16 protein-coding genes are annotated in these 20147 nt (G+C 72.5%); 9 read left to right on the forward strand and 7 right to left on the reverse strand.

Annotated elements, in window-relative coordinates:
• The first annotated feature begins 370 nt into the window (after positions 1 to 370).
• The 6 genes from ACFWI4_RS27390 to ACFWI4_RS27415 all read left to right on the forward strand — a co-directional run bounded on the left by ACFWI4_RS27390 (position 371) and on the right by ACFWI4_RS27415 (position 8713).
• The gene (locus ACFWI4_RS27390) at positions 371 to 1159 is read left to right on the forward strand and encodes an MIP/aquaporin family protein (RefSeq protein ID WP_387201154.1); all 789 of its coding nucleotides are present in this window, start codon (positions 371 to 373) and stop codon (positions 1157 to 1159) included.
• A 122-nt stretch (positions 1160 to 1281) separates the two neighbouring features.
• A complete protein-coding gene (gene glpK, locus ACFWI4_RS27395; RefSeq protein ID WP_339128340.1) occupies positions 1282 to 2820 on the forward strand; it encodes a glycerol kinase GlpK in 1539 nt (512 codons plus the stop codon).
• A 19-nt stretch (positions 2821 to 2839) separates the two neighbouring features.
• On the forward strand, positions 2840 to 4456 hold the full coding sequence (locus tag ACFWI4_RS27400) for an FAD-dependent oxidoreductase (RefSeq protein ID WP_385403776.1): 1617 nt from the start codon (positions 2840 to 2842) through the stop codon (positions 4454 to 4456).
• A 280-nt stretch (positions 4457 to 4736) separates the two neighbouring features.
• Positions 4737 to 5894: a PAC2 family protein gene (locus ACFWI4_RS27405; RefSeq protein ID WP_387201158.1), complete on the forward strand. Its 1158-nt coding sequence runs from the start codon at positions 4737 to 4739 to the stop codon at positions 5892 to 5894.
• Between the two features lie 352 nt (positions 5895 to 6246).
• Positions 6247 to 8004, forward strand: a complete 1758-nt coding sequence (locus ACFWI4_RS27410; protein WP_387201161.1) for a S8 family peptidase — start codon at positions 6247 to 6249, stop codon at positions 8002 to 8004.
• A 67-nt stretch (positions 8005 to 8071) separates the two neighbouring features.
• Positions 8072 to 8713 carry a hypothetical protein gene (locus ACFWI4_RS27415; protein WP_387201164.1) on the forward strand — a complete coding sequence of 214 codons (642 nt, stop codon included), beginning with the start codon at positions 8072 to 8074 and terminating at the stop codon, positions 8711 to 8713.
• Positions 8714 to 8811: 98 nt separating this feature from the next.
• Here the strand turns inward: ACFWI4_RS27415 and mshC are convergent, their stop codons facing one another.
• From mshC to ACFWI4_RS27435, 4 genes are all read right to left on the reverse strand, one after another.
• On the reverse strand, positions 8812 to 10041 hold the full coding sequence (gene mshC / locus ACFWI4_RS27420; RefSeq protein WP_385403786.1) for a cysteine--1-D-myo-inosityl 2-amino-2-deoxy-alpha-D-glucopyranoside ligase: 1230 nt from the start codon (positions 10039 to 10041) through the stop codon (positions 8812 to 8814).
• 109 nt (positions 10042 to 10150) lie between these two features.
• Entirely contained in the window at positions 10151 to 10978 is an 828-nt protein-coding gene (locus ACFWI4_RS27425; protein WP_387201167.1) for an SCO1664 family protein, read from the reverse strand.
• Positions 10942 to 11532: a DUF3090 domain-containing protein gene (locus ACFWI4_RS27430; protein WP_385403790.1), complete on the reverse strand. Its 591-nt coding sequence runs from the start codon at positions 11530 to 11532 to the stop codon at positions 10942 to 10944. Before ACFWI4_RS27430 ends, ACFWI4_RS27425 begins: the two co-directional genes overlap by 37 nt.
• A gap of 115 nt (positions 11533 to 11647) precedes the next feature.
• Positions 11648 to 12334, reverse strand: coding sequence for a histidine phosphatase family protein (locus ACFWI4_RS27435; RefSeq protein ID WP_385403793.1), 687 nt, complete (start codon positions 12332 to 12334; stop codon positions 11648 to 11650).
• Positions 12335 to 12531: 197 nt separating this feature from the next.
• Between ACFWI4_RS27435 and corA the strand changes: the two genes are divergently transcribed.
• Positions 12532 to 13530 (forward strand): magnesium/cobalt transporter CorA, encoded by a 999-nt coding sequence (corA, locus tag ACFWI4_RS27440; protein ID WP_385403838.1) that lies wholly within the window; start codon positions 12532 to 12534, stop codon positions 13528 to 13530.
• 9 nt (positions 13531 to 13539) lie between these two features.
• On the opposite strand, the gene ACFWI4_RS27445 is transcribed toward corA, so the two are convergent.
• On the reverse strand, positions 13540 to 14328 hold the full coding sequence (locus ACFWI4_RS27445; RefSeq protein WP_387201171.1) for a ferritin-like domain-containing protein: 789 nt from the start codon (positions 14326 to 14328) through the stop codon (positions 13540 to 13542).
• A gap of 227 nt (positions 14329 to 14555) precedes the next feature.
• On the reverse strand, positions 14556 to 15611 hold the full coding sequence (locus ACFWI4_RS27450) for an LLM class F420-dependent oxidoreductase (protein WP_387201174.1): 1056 nt from the start codon (positions 15609 to 15611) through the stop codon (positions 14556 to 14558).
• Positions 15612 to 15765: 154 nt separating this feature from the next.
• On the opposite strand from ACFWI4_RS27450, the gene ACFWI4_RS27455 reads away from it, so the two are divergent.
• Entirely contained in the window at positions 15766 to 16749 is a 984-nt protein-coding gene (locus ACFWI4_RS27455; protein ID WP_387201177.1) for an aldo/keto reductase, read from the forward strand.
• Complete coding sequence (locus ACFWI4_RS27460; protein ID WP_387201180.1) at positions 16746 to 18995, forward strand: helix-hairpin-helix domain-containing protein; 2250 nt, start codon at positions 16746 to 16748, stop codon at positions 18993 to 18995. Before ACFWI4_RS27455 ends, ACFWI4_RS27460 begins: the two co-directional genes overlap by 4 nt.
• 420 nt (positions 18996 to 19415) lie before the next feature.
• Here the strand turns inward: ACFWI4_RS27460 and ACFWI4_RS27465 are convergent, their stop codons facing one another.
• Positions 19416 to 20114, reverse strand: a complete 699-nt coding sequence (locus tag ACFWI4_RS27465) for a hypothetical protein (protein WP_387201183.1) — start codon at positions 20112 to 20114, stop codon at positions 19416 to 19418.
• Between the last annotated feature and the right edge of the window lie 33 nt (positions 20115 to 20147).

The following is a 20147-nucleotide window of genomic DNA, read 5'->3' on the forward strand; positions in this document are numbered from 1 at the left end:
GCCGGTGCTCCGTGTTTTTCACACGCCTTCGCCCCGTTCCCGTACGGGGCCCAGTCGCCGATCCCCAGTGCCCGGGGCCGGGAAGCGGAACGCTTCCCGGCCCCCTTCGCATGCCCTCCGACGAGCGACGACGCACCGATAGCACACAGCAATCAATAACGATCCCGTTTTCGATAACCGAACCCTTGACGAGGCGGCGAAGCGAGAGCAAGACTCCCGTCCATCGGTCGGCATTGTCGAACACCTACCGGCAATAAGCGTTAGGGTGTGCCAATGCCAGGGCCGACATCGCTCTCACTCCCCGAGAGCACGAACCACCGGTGGGACCCGGGGTTCGGCTTCCCCTGGACGAAGGACAAAGGAGTCGCGGGTGTCCAGCTCCGACATCTTCATCGGCGAGACCATCGGTACCGCCGTTCTCATCCTGCTGGGCGGTGGCGTGTGCGCCGCCGTCACGCTGAAGGCCTCCAAGGCGCGAGCCGCCGGATGGCTGGCCATCGCCTTCGGGTGGGGCTTCGCGGTCATGACCGCGGTCTACATCTCGGCGCCGCTGTCCGGTGCCCACCTCAACCCGGCCGTGACCCTCGCGCTCGCCATCAAGAACGACGACTACAGCAACCTCGCCACCTACTGGGGCGGACAGCTGCTCGGCGCCATGATCGGCGCGGTCCTGGTCTGGGTCGCCTACTACGGCCAGTTCCTCGCGCACCTCACCGACAGCGAGATCGTCGGCGGCCCCGAGGAGCGGACCGCGAAGGCCGTCGAGGCCGAGGAGCCGGGCGCGGGCCCGGTGCTCGGTGTCTTCTCCACCGGCCCGGAGATCCGCAACGTGGTGCAGAACCTGGCCACCGAGATCATCGGCACCGTCGTCCTGGTCCTCGCGATCCTCACGCAGGGACTGAACAACAACGGCGACGGCCTGGGCGTCCTCGGCGCGCTGATCACCTCCTTCGTCGTGGTGAGCATCGGCCTCTCGCTCGGCGGTCCCACCGGCTACGCGATCAACCCGGCCCGTGACCTCGGTCCGCGCATCGTGCACGCCCTGCTCCCCCTGCCCAACAAGGGTGGTTCCGACTGGAGCTACGCCTGGATACCGGTCGCCGGCCCGCTCATCGGCGGCGCGATCGCAGCAGGCATCTACAACGTCGCCTTCGCCTAGGAGCCCCCGCTCCAGCACGCTTGGAAGCCGCGCCCCATGCACCATGAGCCGCACAGCACCGCTTTGAAGCACCGCGCCGTACACAGCCCCAGCCCCTCATCCACGGACACCAGGAGCACACCGTGACCGACGCACACACCGCCGGCCCCTTCATCGCCGCCATCGACCAGGGCACCACCTCGTCGCGCTGCATCGTCTTCGACCGCGACGGCCGCATCGTCTCGGTCGACCAGAAGGAGCACGAGCAGATCTTCCCGAAGCCGGGCTGGGTCGAGCACGACGCCACCGAGATCTGGACCAACGTCCAGGAGGTCGTCGCCGGAGCCATCTCGAAGGCCGGCATCACCCGTGACGACATCAAGGCCATCGGCATCACCAACCAGCGCGAGACCACGCTGCTCTGGGACAAGAACACCGGTGAGCCCGTCCACAACGCGCTCGTCTGGCAGGACACCCGCACCGACGCCCTCTGCAAGGAACTCGGCCGCAACGTCGGCCAGGACCGCTTCCGCCGCGAGACCGGCCTGCCGCTCGCGTCCTACTTCGCGGGCCCCAAGGCGCGCTGGCTGCTCGACAACGTCGAGGGCCTGCGCGAGCGCGCCGAGGCCGGGGACATCCTCTTCGGCACCATGGACACCTGGGTCATCTGGAACCTGACCGGTGGTGTCGACGGCGGCAAGCACGTCACCGACGTCACCAACGCCTCGCGCACCATGCTGATGAACCTGCACACCCTGGCCTGGGACGAGAAGATCGCCGAGTCCATCGGCGTCCCGCTGGCGATGCTGCCGGAGATCCGCTCCTCCGCCGAGGTCTACGGCGAGGTCACCGGCGGCCCGCTCGGCGAACTGCTCGGCGGCATCCCCGTCGCCTCCGCGCTCGGCGACCAGCAGGCGGCCCTGTTCGGCCAGACCTGTTTTTCCGAGGGCGAGGCCAAGTCCACGTACGGCACCGGCACCTTCATGCTGATGAACACCGGTGACAAGATCATCAACTCCTACTCGGGGCTGCTGACCACGGTCGGCTACCGGATCGGCGACCAGGAGCCGGTCTACGCCCTCGAAGGCTCCATCGCCGTCACCGGGTCGCTCGTGCAGTGGATGCGCGACCAGATGGGCCTGATCCAGTCCGCCGCCGAGATCGAGACCCTCGCGTCCTCGGTCGAGGACAACGGCGGCGCCTACTTCGTACCGGCCTTCTCCGGTCTGTTCGCCCCGTACTGGCGTCCCGACGCCCGCGGTGTGATCGCCGGCCTGACCCGGTACGTCACCAAGGCGCACATCGCGCGCGCCGTCCTGGAGGCCACCGCCTGGCAGACCCGTGAGATCAGCGACGCCATGACCAAGGACTCCGGCGTCGAGCTCACGGCGCTCAAGGTCGACGGCGGCATGACCTCCAACAACCTGCTGATGCAGACCCTGGCCGACGTCCTGGACGCCCCCGTGGTGCGCCCGATGGTCGCCGAGACCACCTGCCTCGGCGCCGCCTACGCCGCCGGTCTGGCCGTCGGCTTCTGGACCAACACCGAGGACCTGCGCGCCAACTGGCGCCGGGCCGCGGAATGGACCCCCAACATGGCCGCGGACGTCCGCGACCGTGAGTACAAGAGCTGGCTCAAGGCCGTCGAGCGGACCATGGGCTGGATCGAAGACGAGAACTGACGAGGAGTAAGAACCCGCAATGACCAGCCAGTCCACCACGCAGTCCGTGCCTGCCCTCGGTACGCACCCGGCCTCCGGCTCCAACCCGAGCCGCGCCGAGACCCGGGAACAGCTCTCCAAGGCGACGTACGACCTCCTCGTCATCGGCGGCGGCATCCTGGGCATCTCCACCGCCTGGCACGCCGCGCAGTCCGGGCTGCGGGTGGCTCTGGTCGACGCCGGCGACTTCGCCGGCGCCACCTCCTCCGCGTCCTCCAAGCTCCTCCACGGCGGTCTGCGCTACCTGCAGACCGGCGCGGTGAAGCTGGTCGCGGAGAACCACTTCGAGCGCCGTGCGGTCTCCCGCCAGGTGGCACCCCACCTGGCGAATCCGCTCACGTTCTACCTCCCCGTGTACAAGGGCGGGCCGCACGGCGCGGCGAAGCTCGGAGCGGGCGTCTTCGCCTACTCCGCCCTGTCGGCGTTCGGTGACGGCGTGGGACATCTGCTGAGCCCCTCCAAGGCCGCGCAGGACGTGCCCGAGCTGCGCACCGACAACCTCAAGGCCGTGGCCGTGTACGGCGACGACCAGATGAACGACTCCCGCATGGCCCTGATGACGGTCCGCGCGGCCGTCGAGTCGGGGGCCGCGGTCCTGAACCACGCGGAGGTCACGGGCCTGCGCTTCACGCGGGGCCGGGTGACGGGCGCCGAGCTGCGGGACCGGCTGTCCGGCGACGAGTTCGGCGTGAGCGCCCGGCTCGTACTCAACGCGACCGGCCCGTGGGTCGACCACCTGCGCCGGATGGAGGACCCGAAGGCGGCACCCTCGATCCGCCTCTCCAAGGGCGCGCACCTGGTCCTCAAGCGCACCTCCCCGTGGAAGGCCGCGCTGGCCACCCCGATCGACAAGTACCGCATCACCTTCGCCCTCCCGTGGGAGGACATGCTGCTGCTCGGCACCACGGACGAGGAGTACGAGGGCGACCCGGCGGACGTCTCGGTGAACGAGAAGGACACGGCCCAGATACTCGACGAGGCCGCGTTCTCCATCCGCGACCAGCAGCTCTCGCGCGACCTGATCACCTACGCGTTCGCCGGTCTGCGGGTGCTGCCGGGCGGTCCCGGAGACACCTCGAAGGCCAAGCGCGAGACGGTCGTCACGGAGGGCCGCGGCGGGATGCTGTCCGTCGCGGGCGGCAAGTGGACCACCTTCCGGCACATCGGCCGCACCGTCATGAAGAAGCTGGAGTCGCTGCCGGGCCGGCCCCTGGGCGAGGACTTCGAGCCGATCTCCGAGCTGCCGAAGCGGATGCCGCTCCCCGGCGTCGCCAACCCGCGCGCGGTCGCCCACCGGCTGCTGGTGGACGGCCCGGCTCCGGGTCCGCGCATGGCCGCCGACACGGCCCGGCACCTGGCCACCCACTACGGCTCGCTGGCCTTCGACATCGCCCGGCTGGCCAACGAGAACCCGGCGCTCGGCGAGCGGGTCCACCCGGACGCCCCGGAGATCTGGGCGCAGGTCGTCTACGCCCGGGACAACGAGTGGGCCGAGACGGCGGACGACGTGCTGCGCCGCCGTACGACGCTGACGATCCGGGGTCTGGCGACGGACGAGGTCCGCGGCCGGGTCCAGGACCTGCTCGACGACAAGTAGGCCCCGTCAACGGGTGAGGGGCGGCTCCCACGGGGGGTGCCGCCCCTCACCCGCGCGCGTGAGCCGTGCGCCGTGACGGGTCCGTACGGCCTGGCAAGAGGCGCCGCCGCCGGGCGAGTTGACCGGGTCCGGCGCGGGGCGCGGTGGCGGGCGCGCGTGTTTCCGGGGCCCGGACGGGGCAGTGATCCGTTCACTCCCCCGTGCAAGGGGGCTGCGGAGGTCCCCTCTGCACGCCGTAAGGTTGAGGCGTACGCGAGGGCACATCGGAAGGAGGCGCTGGGTGATCGAGCTGGAGGGGGTTCCCGAGCTGATCGACCCAGTCATGGTGGCCGCGTTCGAGGGCTGGAACGACGCCGGCGACGCCGCCTCCGCCGCGGTCGCACATCTGGACCGGGAGTGGAAGGGCGAGGTGTTCGCGGCGCTGGACGCCGAGGACTACTACGACTTCCAGGTGAACCGTCCGACCGTGTGGCTGGACGCCGGCGTACGCAAGATCACCTGGCCGACCACACGTCTGTCGGTGGTCCGGATCGGCGGCGAGAAGCCGCGCGACCTGGTGCTGGTCAGGGGCATCGAGCCGTCGATGCGCTGGCGGTCGTTCTGCAACGAACTGCTCGGCTTCGCGCACGAACTGGGCGTGGAGCTGGTGGTGATCCTGGGCGCGCTGCTCGGCGACACCCCGCACACCCGTCCGGTTCCGGTCAGCGGGGTCACCTCCGACGCCGATCTGGCCCGCACGATGGATCTGGAGGAGACCAAGTACGAGGGCCCCACGGGCATCGTCGGCATCCTCCAGGAGGCGTGCACGCACGCGGGCGTCCCCGCCGTGTCCCTGTGGGCGGCCGTGCCGCACTACGTGTCGCAGCCGCCCAACCCGAAGGCGACGCTGGCGCTGCTCAACCGGCTTGAGGACCTGATCGACCTGCGCATCCCGCTGGGCGAGCTGCCCGAGGACGCGCGGGCCTGGCAGCTGGGCGTCGACCAGCTGGCCGCCGAGGACAGCGAGGTCGCCGAGTACGTGCAGACGTTGGAGGAGGCCCGGGACACCGCCGAGCTGCCCGAGGCGTCCGGCGAGGCGATCGCCCGCGAGTTCGAGCGCTATCTGCGCCGCAGGGACGGCGGCGGTCCGACGGCCGGCGGCCAGGGTCACGCGACGGAGAGCGGTGAGCCGGCCTCGTACCTGCGGGACACTCCCGGCGGCCGCACCCGGCCGCCGCTGACCCAGCGGCCCGAGTCCGGCGGCGGGCAGGAGACCGGGGCGGACGCCCGGGACCCCGAGTCCGCCTCCGGCAAGGAACCGGACACCGGCTCCGAGACCGGCTCCGCTTCCGGCGCCGGGGAGGGACCCGGCACCCCGAAGCCGCAGAACGCGCCGGAGTCCCCCGATACTCCGGACGACTCCGGGTCCTCCGACGCGGAGGACTCCTCCGGGGACTGAACTCCCGTACGGGACAAGGGAATCGAGAACCGCCGGCCGGATCCGCCCGGCCGCTCGCGACGGGGCGGCACGCGTGACGCGTGCCGCCCCTTCCGGCTGTCCGGGACCGGGCTCCGCTCCGGCGGTCGACCACCGCTGCCGTCCCGGCACATGACACCCGCCTCCATGGCCTATGGCCTGAATTCGGCGTGACATCTCTTTCCGGCCGGATTGCACACGTTGCCCAATTCAACTTGTTCCCAAACCAAGTTGGCGAATTCGGGGTGGACGGGATGCCGGGCGCGTGCCAGGTTGTGCGTCGAACGGCACACGCAGGGACCGGCACCCCAGGGATCGAAGGGAGCGGTACGCGATGACCGACCAGGTACAGCCGGCGCGAGACCCGGGAACGTCCGGGCCGGGGCCCGACGGAGCGGGATTCACCTACCGAGGAGCCGAGCAGGAGCTGATCGTCGTCGCCCGTCCGGAGGCCAGGCTGCGCGCACGGGCCGAGGGCGTCCGCTCGGCGGCGGGCGCCGACGTCTCGGCCCTCGACATGTTCCTCAGCGACGAACAGCTCGTCCTGGAGCCGCTGTTCGGCAGCGAGGAACGGCTCGGGCAGTCGCCCGCGGGCACCGGCGGCGGACCGGACCTCGCACTGTTCTACCGGCTGCGCGGCGCACGGAACCGCGCCCAGGAACTGCGTGCGCGGATCGCGGCGCTGCCGGGCATCGAGGCGGCGTACGTGAAGCCCGGTGCCGTACCGGCGTCGCCGCGGCCGGCACCGTGGACGGGCCCGGGCACGACCCCGGGCACGGACGACGGCGGGCGGCTGAAGGAAGGGGCGCCGGTCACCCCGGACTTCACCGGCAGGCAGGGATATCTGCGCCCGGCGCCCGAGGGCGTCGACGCGTACTGGGCCTGGCAGCGGCCCGGCGGTTCGGGCCAGGGCGTCACGGTGATCGACGTGGAGGGCGCCTGGCAGCTCGGCCACGAGGACCTGTCGTCCCGGCTCGCCGGTGTCGTCGTCGGCACACCGCACACGGATCTGGCCTGGCGCAACCACGGAACCGCGGTCATCGGCGTGATCGGCGGCGACCGCGACGAGCGCGGGATCACCGGGATCGTGCCGGACGCGGTGACCGCGGCCGCCTCGATCCAGGGCATCGGGACGGCCGCGGCGATCCACGCGGCGGCCGAACGGCTGGCACCCGGCGACATCGTCCTGGTCGAACTGCACGCTCCGGGACCCCGGTTCGACTTCGAGGAGCGCGACGGCCAGGCGGGGTACATCCCGCTGGAATGGTGGCCCGACGACTTCGCCGCCATCCAGGACGCGACGGCCCGGGGCATCCTCGTGGTGGCGGCGGCCGGCAACGGCGGCGAGTCGCTCGACGACGCGCTCTACGAACGGCGGCCCGCGGAGTTCCCCGAGTGGTGGCGCAACCCCTTCAACCCCTCGAACCCGTCCTCCGGAGCGGTCCTGGTCGGGGCGGGAGCGCCGCCGCCCGGCACGCACGGCCGCGACCACGGGCCGGACCGTTCACGGCTCGCGTTCTCCAACTACGGCGCGCGCGTGGACGCGCAGGGCTGGGGTCGCGAGGTCACGACCACCGGCGGCTTCTGGGACCGGCCCGGCGATCTGCAGGGCGGGCCCGAGGAGATCGCCTGGTACACGGACACGTTCTCCGGGACCTCATCGGCCTCCCCGGTGGTGGTCGGCGCCCTGGCCTCGCTGCAAGGCATGCTCAAGGCGGCGGGCCGGGCACCGATGTCCGCGGAACGTGCGCGCGTCCTGCTGCGGGCGACGGGTTCCCCGCAGCAGGACGCGCCGGGCCGGCCCGCGTCCCAGCGGATCGGCAGCCGGCCGGACATCAGGTCCGCGGTGACCCGGCTGCTGCCGGAGGCGGTCGGCTCCGGCCGGGCGGAGCGGTACTGGGACGAACTGCTGCCGTATCCGCGTGAACTCCCGCCGAGGCTCCGGCTGTACGTGTCCGGCGCCTGGCGCAGTCTCGACCGTCCGTCCCCCGAGATCCGCCGGGCGGTGCAGTCCGCCTTCGCGGGGGGACGGCCCGACGTACGGGTCTGGTTCGCCGACGACGAGATCGTCGGCCTGGTCGTCACGGGCTGAGGACGTGGTCCGGCCGATCCCGGCCCGACGGAACGCAACCAACCATGAATGGAAGGTGGCACCCAGCATGAGCACGATCCCGCAGATGAGCCAGCAGGGTCAGCAGCAGTACCCGAGCACCTCGCCCTACCAGCAGCAGGGCTTCGGCCAGCAGCAGCCGATCGGACCGCAGATGCCCGTCGGCCAGCAGACGCCGATCACCCAGCAGATGCCGATGGGGCAGCAGATTCCGTTCGCCCACCAGACGCCGATGGGGCAGCAGATTCCGCTCGGGCAGCAGATTCCCTTCGGGCAGCAGCCGCAGCAGTCCTTCGGCCGGCACGAGATCGGGCAGCAGGTTCCCCAGCACCTCCAGCAGCAGCTCCAGCAGCTCGGCCAGCAGCAGCCGTTCCAGCAGCTGCTCCAGCAGCTCGGCGGCCAGCAGCAGCACCAGCAGATCCAGCAGGGCGAGCCGCTGATCCTGCACAGCGCCGTCGAGAACCGGTCCCTGGCCATCGGCACGGCCCAGCACTTCCAGGACGTGGTGACCCCGCTCCCCGGCCAGCCGCAGGCCCTGTACCTGTTCATCGACAACGGCTGGCGCCGGCTCGTGCACCCCGACCCGGTGACCCACGAGGTCGTCCAGCGGGCCTTCGCCTACGGGCAGCAGGTCTACGGGATCTACGACACCGGGACGAGCGCCCTCCAGTCCGTCGTCGTGACCAGGTAGGGACGACGGCTCCGGGAAAATAGGGAGTGCCGGGCGGATGATCTCCGCCCGGCACTCGCGTGTCAGGACGCGCCCGGGAAGGGGCGCGGGACGAGGTGCTACAGGGCGACGCCGAGGAGGGCGTCGACGGCCCGCGAGACGACGCCGGGGGCGCCCTCGTCCGTACCGCCCGACGCGTGCTGGAGCGCGGCCCAGCGGTCGACCGCGGCGAGCGCGGCGGGTGCGTCGAGGTCCTCGGCGAGCGCGGCCCTGATCTCCTCCACGAGCGCCTCGGCGGACGGCCCGTCGGGGCGGGACACCGCGGCCCGCCAGTCCTCCAGGCGCGCGACGGCCTGTTCGAGGACGGCGTCCGTCCACTCCCAGTCGGAGCGGTAGTGGTGCGCGAGCAGCGCCAGGCGGATGGCGGCGGGGTCGACGCCGTCGTGCCGCAGCCGGGACACGAAGACGAGGTTGCCCTTGGACTTCGACATCTTCTCGCCGTCCAGCGCGACCATGCCGGCGTGGACGTAGGCCTTGGCCATCGGGAACTCGCCGGTCAGCACCTGGGCGTGGGAGGCGCCCATCTCGTGGTGCGGGAAGGCGAGGTCGGAGCCGCCGCCCTGGACGTCGAAGCCCATGCCCAGGTGGTCGAGGGCGATGGCGACGCACTCGATGTGCCAGCCGGGGCGGCCGCGGCCCAGGGAGCCGCCGTCCCAGCTCGGCTCGCCCTCGCGGGCGGCCATCCACAGCATCGGGTCGAGGGGGTTCTTCTTGCCGGGCCGGTCCGGGTCCCCGCCGCGTTCCGCGGAGAGGAGGCGCATGGTGGCGGCGTCCAGGTTGGACACCTTGCCGAAGTCGGGGTCGGCCTCGACGGAGAAGTAGACGTCGCCTTCGAGTTCGTAGGCGGCTCCGGCGTCGCGCAGCCGCTCGACGAGCGGCACGATGCCGGGTATCGCCTCGACGGCGCCTATGTAGTGGCGCGGCGGCAGCATCCGCAGGGCGGTCATGTCCTCGCGGAAGAGGGCGGTCTCCTTCTCGGCGAGTCCCACCCAGTCGACGCCGTCGCGCTCGGCCCGCTCCAGCAGCGGGTCGTCGACGTCCGTCACGTTCTGGACGTAGTGAACCTGCCGCTTGGTGTCGAGCCACACGCGCTGCACCAGGTCGAACGCGTTGTAGGTCGCCGCGTGTCCCATGTGGGTGGCGTCGTACGGCGTGATGCCGCAGACGTAGATTCGGGCGACGGGACCGGGGTCGAGGGTGACGAGCCCACCGGTCGCGGTGTCGTGGATCCGGAGGTCGCGGCCCTCACCAGGCAGGGCGGGGACCTCAGAAGCGGGCCAGGCATACATGTCATGAGCCTAACCGGACGGGACTTCCGTATACGAACCGGGCAGCGTCTGGGGACCGGAGGGCCCGTCCCGCCCCGGCCCGCCCGTGTGCCGCGGGCGGGCCGTCGCGCTACACCGGGGGCCAGGGGATCGCGGGCCAGTCCCCGCTCGGCTCCGGGTGTCTCCCCGAGGCGAGCATGGCCTCGACCCGCGCGCGTGTGGCCTCGGTCTCGGCCGGAGTGACCAGTTCGGCCAAGCGGGTGGCCAGCGGCGCCCCGGGGGCCAGCGCGTCGCGCAGGGAGGCCAGCACCTGGAGGGCCTCTTCCGTGAGCGGCTCCCCCGCCCATCCCCACAGCAGGGTGCGCAGCTTGTTCTCGGCGTTGAAGGTGACCCCGTGGTCGATGCCGTAGAGGCGGCCCTCCTGCGTGGGCAGCAGATGGCCGCCCTTGCGGTCGGCGTTGTTGATCACGGCGTCGAGGACGGCGAGCCGCCGCAGCCGGTCGTCGTCCGCGTGCACGAGCAGGGCCGTCGCGCCCTCGCCGACCTCGGCGAAGCCGATGGCCTTCCAGCCCTCGGCGGCCTCCTCGCCCTCCACGAGCGCGAGCAGCCCGTCCCCGTCCTCGGCGGCCGAGGGCTCGATCCACAGCTGGCACATGCCCTCGCCGTACGGCCCGTCGCGCAGCACGGTGGTGGGCACGAGGCCCCATCCGGTCGCCTCGGAGACCTCGTAGGCCGCGACCTCACGCTGGGCGAGGGTGCCGTCGGGGAAGTCCCACAGGGGCCGCTCCCCGGCGACGGGCTTGTAGACGCAGAAGGCCTCACGGCCCTCGTAGGACACGGAGCAGTACAGGACCGCGTTCGAGGCCTCGCGGATCTGTCCCCGTACGGTCAGCTCGCCCCGGGCGAGCAGGTCGGCGGTGGTCACGCTCCGCGGCGGTATCCGTTCTGGCGCGGACATACGTGTCCTTCCGGGTCGAGCGGGAGGCTGCACAGCGGGCAGGGGGGCCGGCCGGCGTTGACGACGTCGAGGGCGCGTTTGGCGAAGGCCCTGGCCTGCGCGCCGGTGAGGCGGACGCGGAGCATGGGCGGGCCGTTCTCCTCGTCCTGGAGGAGCCGTTCCTCGGCCTCGGCGAGGTCCTCGTCGGTCTCCGCCTCGACCTCCACGAGGGCCTGCGCCTCGACGATCATGCGCTGTTCCTCGCCGTCCCAGGCCAGCGCCATGGTGCCGACCCGGAACTCCTCCTCGACGGGGGTGTCGAGGGGCGCGGTGTCGGACACCTCGGTCGAGGCCATCGCCGGGACCGGGGCGCTGCCGCCGGTGCGCCGGACGACCTCGTCGAGGAGTTCGTCCATCCGTTCGGCGAGCGCGGCGACCTGGGTCTTCTCCAGGGCGACACTCGTCACCCGGGGGCCGGAGGATGCCTGGAGGAAGAAGGTACGGCGTCCGGGCAACCCGACCGTACCGGCCACGAAGCGGTCCGGGGGGTCGTAGAGGAACACCTGACGGGACACGTCCTGTCTCCATTGAATCGGCATGGGGCCGCTGACCGCGCGGGCCCGCATCGGCTGAGAACGGGTTGACAACTACTGGGCTGGTTCGACCGCTTCACCCTACTGCGGCCGACGATCACGGTGCGCCCGCACCGCCCCCGACCGGAGCGTCGCCGCCCGGGGGTTCCTCGCGCGGGGCCAGGGAGGCGAGATCGCCGGTGTCCCCGAGACGCACGAGAAAGGGCCTCAGACGGGTGTAACGGATCGCTGTGATGGAACACGGTTCGACAGAGATCCGCTGAAAGAGGTCGAGATGAAGTCCGAGTGCGTCGGCGACGAGCGACTTGATGATGTCGCCGTGCGAACACATCAGGTAGACGGCGTCCTCGCCGTGGTCGCGCGCCACGCGCGCGTTCCACTCGCGTACCGCCTCGGCGGCGCGGGTCTGCATGGCGCGCATGGACTCGCCGCCCGGGAACGCGGCGGCGGAGGGGTGCGCCTGGACGACGTCCATCAGCGGCTCGTCCTTGAGCTCGGCGAGCTTGCGGCCCGACCAGTCGCCGTAGTGCGCCTCCCCTATGCGTTCCTCGGTGTGGACGGGGACCTCGGGACGGGCCTCCAGGAGCGGCTGGACCGTCTCCTGACAGCGCTGGAGGGGGCTGGTGACGACCTCGGCGAGCGGCAGCCCGGCGAGCCGGCCGGGCAGGGCCGCGGCCTGCTGCGTACCGCGCTCGTCGAGTGCGACGCCGGGTGTCCAGCCGGCGAGCAGTCCCGCGGTGTTGGCGGTGGAGCGTCCGTGCCGGACGAGGATCAGGGTGGGCATGCGGCCCAGCGTAAACGGACGGCGCCGGAAGGCGGCGGGCCCTGTGGAAAGCGGCTCCCGGAAGGCGCCGGGTCCTGTGGAAAGCGGCCCCCGGGAAGCGGGCGGGCCCGTGGAGAACGGTTCCGGAGGGACGCGGATCTCCGGGGAAGGCTGCCCCGGGTGGGCGTAGTGACGACGGCGAAGGGAGAATGCGCACCGTGATCGTCGACTGCGCCATCTACCGCGACGGCCGCCGCACCGGAGGCGCCGACGACTTCTCGGACGCCCTGGCCCGGTGCCGGGCGGGCGGCGACTCCTTCGTGTGGATCGGGCTGCACGAGCCGACGGAGGACGAGTTCGACCTGGTCACGCAGGAGTTCGGGCTCCATCCGCTGGCGGTCGAGGACGCCCTCAAGGCCCATCAGCGACCCAAGCTGGAGGTGTACGAGGACTCGCTGTTCGTGGTCCTCAAGCCGGTGTCGTACGAGCCGAAGGGGGACACCGTCACCTCCGGCGAGGTCATGGTCTTCGTGGGCGACTCGTTCGTGGTGACCGTGCGGCACGGCGAGGAGGCTCCGCTCAAGGGGGTCAGGCAGCGGCTGGAGGCGGATCCCGAGATGCTGCGGCACGGGCCGACCGCGGTGCTCTACGCCATCGCGGACGACACGGTGGACCACTACCTGGAGGTGGCGACCGAGCTCGGCACCGACCTGGACGAGCTGGAGGCGGAGGTGTTCTCGCCGCAGCTCGGCGGGTCGCGCAACACGGCCTCGCGGATCTACGGGTTCAAGCGGCAGGTCCAGGAGTTCCGCAGGGCCACGGTGCCGCTGGCGGTTCCGCTCGGCCGGCTCTCGGGCACGGGCATGAAGGTGACGGCCGTGCCGTTCGTGGACGAGAAGGCGCAGCCGTTCTTCCGTGACGTCAACGACCATCTGCTGCGGGTCAACGAGTCCGTGGAGGCGCTGGACCGGCTGGTGTCCGACATCCTGTCGGCGCATCTGGCGCAGATGAGCGTGCGGCAGAACGACGACATGCGGAAGATCTCCGCGTGGGCGGCGATGGCCGCGGTCCCCACGATGATCGCGGGGATCTACGGCATGAACTTCGACCACATGCCCGAGCTGCACTGGCTGTGGGGGTATCCGGTGGTGATCGCGCTGATGGTCGTCCTGGAGGTCCTGCTGTTCCGGCTCTTCAAGCGGAGGGGCTGGCTGTAGGGGCGGGGTTCAGGCGAATTCCGGGGCCGTGGCGGCGGGGCCGTCGAGGGCGCCGCGCCGCTCGGGCATCTTGAGGGTGACCATGCGGCGCCAGCCCAGGGCGCGCTCGTAGGCGTACACGGCGTGGATGCCGGCGGCGAGGACGGCGGCCTTGGGCCCGGACCAGCCGAGGACGCGGCCCATGCGGGCCATCACGGCGAGGCTGACGTCCCGGTAGATCCGGATCTCGGCGAGCGCGCACTCGTGCAGGGCCCGCTGGATGGCGCGGCCGTGGCCCGCGTAGGCGAAGCGCAGCAGCTCCTCGTGGCAGTAGGCGAGGTGGTTGTCCTCGTCGGCGGAGATCATCCGGACCGCTCGGCCGATGTCCGGGTGGTCGGCGAAGTGCCGGCGCAGCAGGTCCATCTGCTCGGAGGCGCGCTGTTCGGTGACCCTGCTGTGGGCCAGATAGGTGACGATGTCCTGGACGGTGAGGGGCTGCTCGCCCTTGAGCTTGTCGTGGGCCAGGCCGATGCCGTGGCGTTCCAGGAGCATCGTGTAGTCGGTGTCCGGCGGTACCTCGACGGGTTCGAGGCCGCGCTTCTTCAGGAGGGCGTTGAAGATCCGGCCGTGCTTGTCCTCGTCGGCGCCGTGCCGGGCGATCCTGGGGGCCAGCGCGCTCTCCCCTGCCGGGACCAGTGCGGCGATCCGGGCGTTCTCCCAGCCGCCCTGGGCTTCTCCGCTGGCGGCGATGGAGCAGAAGAGACGGTACGACTCGTCGTTGTCGAGGATCTCCTGGAACAGGCTCTTGGCGGACAGCATCTTTGACACCCTCTCTCCGGAGTTGCGCAGAAAACGAGTCAAATGGGTTGTTCGTGACCCGGCAACCGATGTGTCCGACAAATCGGCCGAACGATGGAGGGTGAGGCGGCCCCGGATGCGTAACCAAGGGGCTGTCGGCGCGTTGTTCTCCGTGACGGCCGTGGCGGGGAAGACCCCCGAGCCCCCACCACGGCCGCAGAACTTTCCCGGCGGTTCCTCCGCGTGGGTTACGCGATCCCGGCCCGCTCCAGGGCGTCCGAGCCGGCCCGCAGCGAGGCGATCCGGTCCTCCAGGGTGAAGCCCGCGGGGGCCAGGGTCAGCGTGGTGACGCCGGCGGCGGCGTAGGCCTTCATCCGGTCGGCGATGCGGTCCACGGAGCCGAGCAGAGTGGTCTGGTCGATCAGCGCGTGCGGAATGGCCGCCGCCGCGCCCTCCTTGTCGCCGGACAGGTACTTGTCCTGGATCTCGGCCGCTTCCTTCTCGTAGCCCATGCGCTGCGCGAGCTGGTTGTAGAAGTTCTGCTTGCGGCTTCCCATGCCGCCGACGTACAGCGCGGTGTACGGGCGGAACATGTCGGCGAGGGCGGGGACGTCCTTGTCGGCGCCGACGGCGAGCGGGAGGGTCGGGCAGACGTCGAAGCCCTCCATCGTCTTCCCGGCCTTCTCGCGGCCCGCGCGCAGATGCCGGAGCGCGGTGTCCTCCAGGTGCTCGGCCGAGGGGAAGATGAGCAGCGCGCCGTCGGCGATCTCGCCCGTCTGCTCCAGGTTCTTCGGGCCGATCGCGGCGATGTACAGCGGGATGTGCTCGCGCTCCGGGTGCACGGTCAGCTTGAGCGGCTTGCCCGGACCGCCCGGCAGCGGCAGGGTCCAGTGCTCGCCCTCGTACGACAGCCGCTCGCGCGTCATGGCCTTGCGCACGATCTCCACGTACTCGCGGGTGCGGGCCAGCGGCTTGTCGAACTTGACCCCGTACCAGCCCTCGGAGACCTGGGGTCCCGAGACGCCGAGGCCGAGGCGGAAACGGCCGCCCGACAGCGAGTCGAGGGTCGCGGCGGTCATCGCGGTCATCGCCGGCTGGCGGGCCGGGATCTGGAAGATGGCCGAACCGACGTCGATGCGCTCCGTCTGGGCGGCGACCCAGCTGAGCACGGTGGCCGCGTCGGAGCCGTAGGCCTCCGCGGCCCAGCAGACGGCGTATCCGAGCCGGTCTGCCTCCTGGGCCACGGCGAGATTGTCCGCGTCCATTCCGGCGCCCCAGTAGCCGAGATTGATGCCGAGCTGCATGGCCGATCCCCTTACCGATCAGTAACGTCCCTTGTGTCCGAGACCCTAGCGTGCGGCCGCCCCGGCGGGGAGCCCGTCCCGTCCGGCCCTCGCCGTGATTTCCGTTGTCCACAGGCCCCCACACCGCCGGTGCCGGACAGTAATCTCGGCGTCCATGGAGCAGAGGCATCTCGGCCGTACCGGCCTGCGTGTTTCCCGGATCGGTCTCGGCACCCTGACATGGGGCCGGGACACCGACGAGCATGACGCCGCGGACCTCTTGAAGACGTTCTGGGAAGCGGGCGGGAACCTCGTCGACACGGCGGACGTGTACGGCGACGGGGAGGCCGAGTACCTCCTCGGACAGCTGATGGAGCGGCTCGTTCCGCGCCGGGACCTGGTCATCTCGACGAAGGCCGGGAGCGTGCGCGAGCCGGACCGCCGCTTCGACGGCTCGCGCAGCCATCTGCTGTCGGCCCTGGACGCCTCGCTCGCCCGTCTCGGCACCGACCACGTGGACGTGTGGCACGTGCACGCCTACGACCCGGACACACCCCTCGACGAGACCCTCCAGGCCCTCGACCTGGCCGTCAGCAGCGGCCGCGCGCGCTACGCGGGCGTGTCCAACTTCTGCGGCTGGCAGCTCGCCAAGGCCGCCACCTGGCAGCTCGCGGCCCCCGGCATACGCACCCGGCTGGCCAGTACGCAGATGGAGTACTCCCTGTTGCAGCGCGGCATCGAGCGGGAGGTGCTGCCCGCCGCCCTCGACCTGGGCATCGGCCTGCTGCCCTCCTCGCCGCTCGGGCGCGGTGTGCTCACCGGCAAGTACCGGGGCGGGACCCCGGCCGACTCCCGGGGCGGTTCGGAACACCTCGCGCCGTTCGTCGCGCCGTATCTGGACGAGACGGCGAGCAGCATCGTGGAGGCGGTGACGACCGCGGCGGACGGTCTCGCCGTGAGCGCGCTCCAGGTGGCACTGGCCTGGGTCCGCGACCGGCCCGGGGTCGTCGCCCCCATCGTCGGCGCGCGCAACGCCCAGCAGCTCACGGCCGCGTTGTCAGTGGAGGCGCTTAGTCTTCCTGACGAGATCTGCCGGGCGCTCGACGACGTGTCGGCCCCGGTGCACCACTATCCCGATCACGACTGGAGCACGCTGTGAGCACGGAGCCCGAGACCACCCAGGACGCGGAGCCGGGGACGCCGGGCGCGGACACGGCCGTCGACGCCCCTGAGCCGACGGGCGAGGGCGTGGACGGGGCGGAAGCCCGCTCCGGGGACGGGGACGTCCCCGCGGGCGAGGGCACGGAGCCGGACGCCGGGACGGCCGGGACCGGTGAGGGCGGCGAAGGCGGCACGCAGCTCTCCGAGGCCGCCGCCGAGCTCGCGGCCCAGCGGGTGGAGCGGGAGCGGATCGAGCGGCGCAAGGCGGAGAAGCAGGCGCCGATCGAGGCCGGGGGCAAGCTCAGCGGCACGGCCGCTGACCTGCTCGCGGCGGTGCGGGCGGTGGAGAGCGGGGAGAAGCCCGTGACCACCGCGTTCCGCGAGCCCGATCCGGCGCCGCGCAGGGCCGCGCCCGAGCCCGTACGGAGGCCGCAGCCGGTCCCCGCGCTGACCGCGCCGGCGCCCGGCGCACCGGAGACCGTCGCCGCCGTCCGCGGCGTGCTGGCCGGGGGCGGCGCGCCCGAAGCGCTCGCGGCCCCGGTCGTCGCGGTCCTGGGCGAGGGCGCCGAAGGCCTGCTGCGCGAGGACCCCTGGCAGTTGCTGCGGGTGCCCGGAGTGCGGCCCGAGCAGGCCGACGGCTTCGCCCGCGCGCTCCTCGGCGCGGAGTGCCGCCCGGACGACGAACGCCGTGGCACGGCACTGACCGTGTGGCTGCTGGAGCAGGCGGCCGTCGCCGGACACACCGCGCTGGACGCCCCGGCCCTCGCCGCGGCGCTCTCCCGGCACACGGTCCCGGACCCGGACGAGGCCGTGCAGAGCGCTCTCGCGGAGGGCGAGGCCCTGGTCTTCCAGGACGCGCTGGACGACGCTCCCCCGGTCCCGGCCCAGGCGGCCGAGGACGACACGGAGGAGCCGCAGGAGCGCCCGGTGCGGATCCTGATCGGCCTGGAGCGGTACGCGCTGGCCGAGGAGAGCCTCGCCGACGGACTCGCCCGGCTGATGAACTCGGTGCCCAAGGAGGACGGTTCGGCCGCCGACTGGGAGCGGGCCGCGGCCTCGGCCCCCCGCTCCGCGGGAGAGCTGGTCCGCGCGGTCGCCGGACACGGTCTGGTGCTGCACACCGGCGGCGAGGCCTCGCGGTCCGAGGCGGCGGCGCTGCTGCACGCGGCCCGCGCGCTCGGCCTGCGCGGCTGGGCCGCCGCGCACACCGCAGGCGGGCGCGACGGCTTCGCGGCCCGGCGGGAACCGGCAGGGGACGCCGCGGACGGTGCCACGGGCGGCCCGGCCACCGGGGCCGCCACGGTCGCGGGGCTCCTCTCCGGCACCGAAGGACCGGGCCGGGACGCGGACGGCGCCCTCGACCTGGACGTCCTGGTCGTCCTGGACGCGCCACAGCTCGACGTGGAGACGGCGGCGATGCTCGTGGAGTCGCTTCCGGACGGGGCACGGCTCGTGCTGAGCGGCGATCCCGGTGTGCTGTGGTCGGCGGGCCCCGGCCGGGTCTTCGCCGATCTGCTCGCCACCCGGGCCTGTCCGCAGGTGGCCTCGCGGACCCCTGACCCGGGTCCCATCGGGGAACTGGTCTCCGGGATCGGCATCGGGGAGCTGAACCAGGTCGAGGCGCCCGGCAAGGAGGTCGTGATCGTCCCGGTGCGCGACGCGGGCGAGGCGGTCCACCGTACGGTCCAGCTCGTCGCGGACTCGGTGCCGCGTGCGATCGGCGTGCCGCCCGAGCAGACGCAGGTCATCACCCCGGGGCACGGGGGCGCGGCCGGTACCCGCGCGCTGAACACCGCGCTCAAGGAGCGGCTGAATCCCGGTCCCGGCCGTTTCGGCGGGTTCGATCCCGGCGACCGGATCGTCCACTCCCCCGCTCCGGGCCGGGTGCTGCCGGGCCGGGTCGTGAAGGCGGACGCCGAGGGGCTGCACCTGGACTGCGCGGGCGGCCCCGTGGTCGTGGCGAAGGAGCGCGTGGAGCAGACCGTGCGGCACGCCTGGGCGCTCACGGCGCACCAGGCGGTGGGGCTGCGCTGGCCGGCCGCGGTCGTGGTGCTCCCGGGCGACGCGGCGGCGGCCCTGTCCCGGCCCTGGATCTACACGGCCTTCGGCCGGGCCGAGCGCCATCTGTCGGTCGTGCACGGGGTGGAGCAGGCGCTGCCGCACGCGGTGGCGGAGGTCCCCCAGAAGCCGCGTACGACGCGTCTCCAGGCCCTCCTGAAGGCGCAGACGCCGACGGCGGACTGATCGGTCGGCGCGATCCGTCGGCGCCGGACGCCCCTGCGACGGCCGCCCCCGGGGTTCGCCCCCCGGGACGGCCGTACGGGACGGGGTCGTACGGGACGGGCCGTACGACGCCCGGCGCGTGCTGTCCGTCCGGCGGCGGGAGGCGTCCCGGCCGCACGGCCCCGGGCGGAGACTTGCCGTGCTGCCCCGGGCGGAGACTGCGGGACAACGGAAACGCGGGGGTGGGGGGGGGGCGGGGCGAGGGGGGGCCCCCCCCCCCGCACGAGGTGGGGGGCGCGCGGGGGGGGGGGGGCGGCCGCGCGCGGGCGGAGGGGCCGCGGGCGCCGGCCGGCCGAGCCCCCCCCCCCCGCGCGGGGGGCGGCCCCCCCCCCGCCCCCCGCCCCCCCCCACCCCCGTACGACGTTCCGGGCCCGGCCGGGATCAGCGGTCCGCGTCCAGCGGGTCCAGGGAGTCGAGGTCGCCGTCGGAGCCGAGGTCGTCCTCCAGATCGTCGTCGTCCGCGTCCTCGTCGAACACGGCGCTGACGTCGAAGCGGCAGACGACCCGCTGCGGGTCGATCGACTCGAAGGGCGTCTCCAGCCATTCCCCGGGCTCGGCGGGTTCGTCGGCGGCGGTCACCCAGAGGGTGGAGTCGCCCTCCTCCAGCCCGAACTCCTTGTGCCGGGTGGCGATCTCGTCCGGCTCGAACTCTCCGAAGAGGACCCCGAGCGCTCCGTGGACGGTGCCGGCGGCAGCGTCGAAGCCCTCGCTGACGGTGGCGCCGTCCTCCTCCACCGCCTCGACCCGCTGGGCCTGGGCCAGCAGCCGCTGCGGCTCCACCACGGCGTAGTCCCGGCGGATCACCACGCTCACCGCGTTCGGCTCCTCGGGACCGGTGTACGGCGGCAGGGTGTCGTCGCCCCCGGGGATCTCGAAGGGGGTGACCTCGTCGTAGCGGTCGTAGAGGAGCTCGTCGTACTCCTCGGCCGCCGCGGCGAGCTCGTTGAAAGCCTCGTAGACGTCCGGGTCGTCATCGCCCGTCCTGCGCTCGACCGCGGCCAGGTGGCGGTCGAGCGCGGCCTTGACAGCCTCAGCGGCGGCGCGTACCTCGGCAGCGGTGGGCTGCACAGCATCAGACATAGTGCAGACGCTATCCGTACCGGGCCCGTGCCC

This window comes from Streptomyces sp. NPDC127038, assembly GCF_042725875.1.
Classification (GTDB): domain Bacteria; phylum Actinomycetota; class Actinomycetes; order Streptomycetales; family Streptomycetaceae; genus Streptomyces.

Bases quoted from the DNA above. Each gene is read 5' to 3' on its own strand.
- mshC (WP_385403786.1), bottom strand. From the start codon at position 10,041: ATGTATGCCTGGCCCGCTTCTGAGGTCCCCGCCCTGCCTGGTGAGGGC.
- ACFWI4_RS27435 (WP_385403793.1), bottom strand. From the start codon at position 12,334: ATGCCCACCCTGATCCTCGTCCGGCACGGACGCTCCACCGCCAACACC.
- ACFWI4_RS27445 (WP_387201171.1), bottom strand. From the start codon at position 14,328: ATGCTGTCCGCCAAGAGCCTGTTCCAGGAGATCCTCGACAACGACGAG.
- ACFWI4_RS27455 (WP_387201177.1), top strand. From the start codon at position 15,766: ATGGAGCAGAGGCATCTCGGCCGTACCGGCCTGCGTGTTTCCCGGATC.
- ACFWI4_RS27450 (WP_387201174.1), bottom strand. From the start codon at position 15,611: ATGCAGCTCGGCATCAATCTCGGCTACTGGGGCGCCGGAATGGACGCG.
- ACFWI4_RS27465 (WP_387201183.1), bottom strand. From the start codon at position 20,114: ATGTCTGATGCTGTGCAGCCCACCGCTGCCGAGGTACGCGCCGCCGCT.
- ACFWI4_RS27410 (WP_387201161.1), top strand. From the start codon at position 6,247: ATGACCGACCAGGTACAGCCGGCGCGAGACCCGGGAACGTCCGGGCCG.
- ACFWI4_RS27425 (WP_387201167.1), bottom strand. From the start codon at position 10,978: ATGTCCGCGCCAGAACGGATACCGCCGCGGAGCGTGACCACCGCCGAC.
- ACFWI4_RS27415 (WP_387201164.1), top strand. From the start codon at position 8,072: ATGAGCACGATCCCGCAGATGAGCCAGCAGGGTCAGCAGCAGTACCCG.
- ACFWI4_RS27400 (WP_385403776.1), top strand. From the start codon at position 2,840: ATGACCAGCCAGTCCACCACGCAGTCCGTGCCTGCCCTCGGTACGCAC.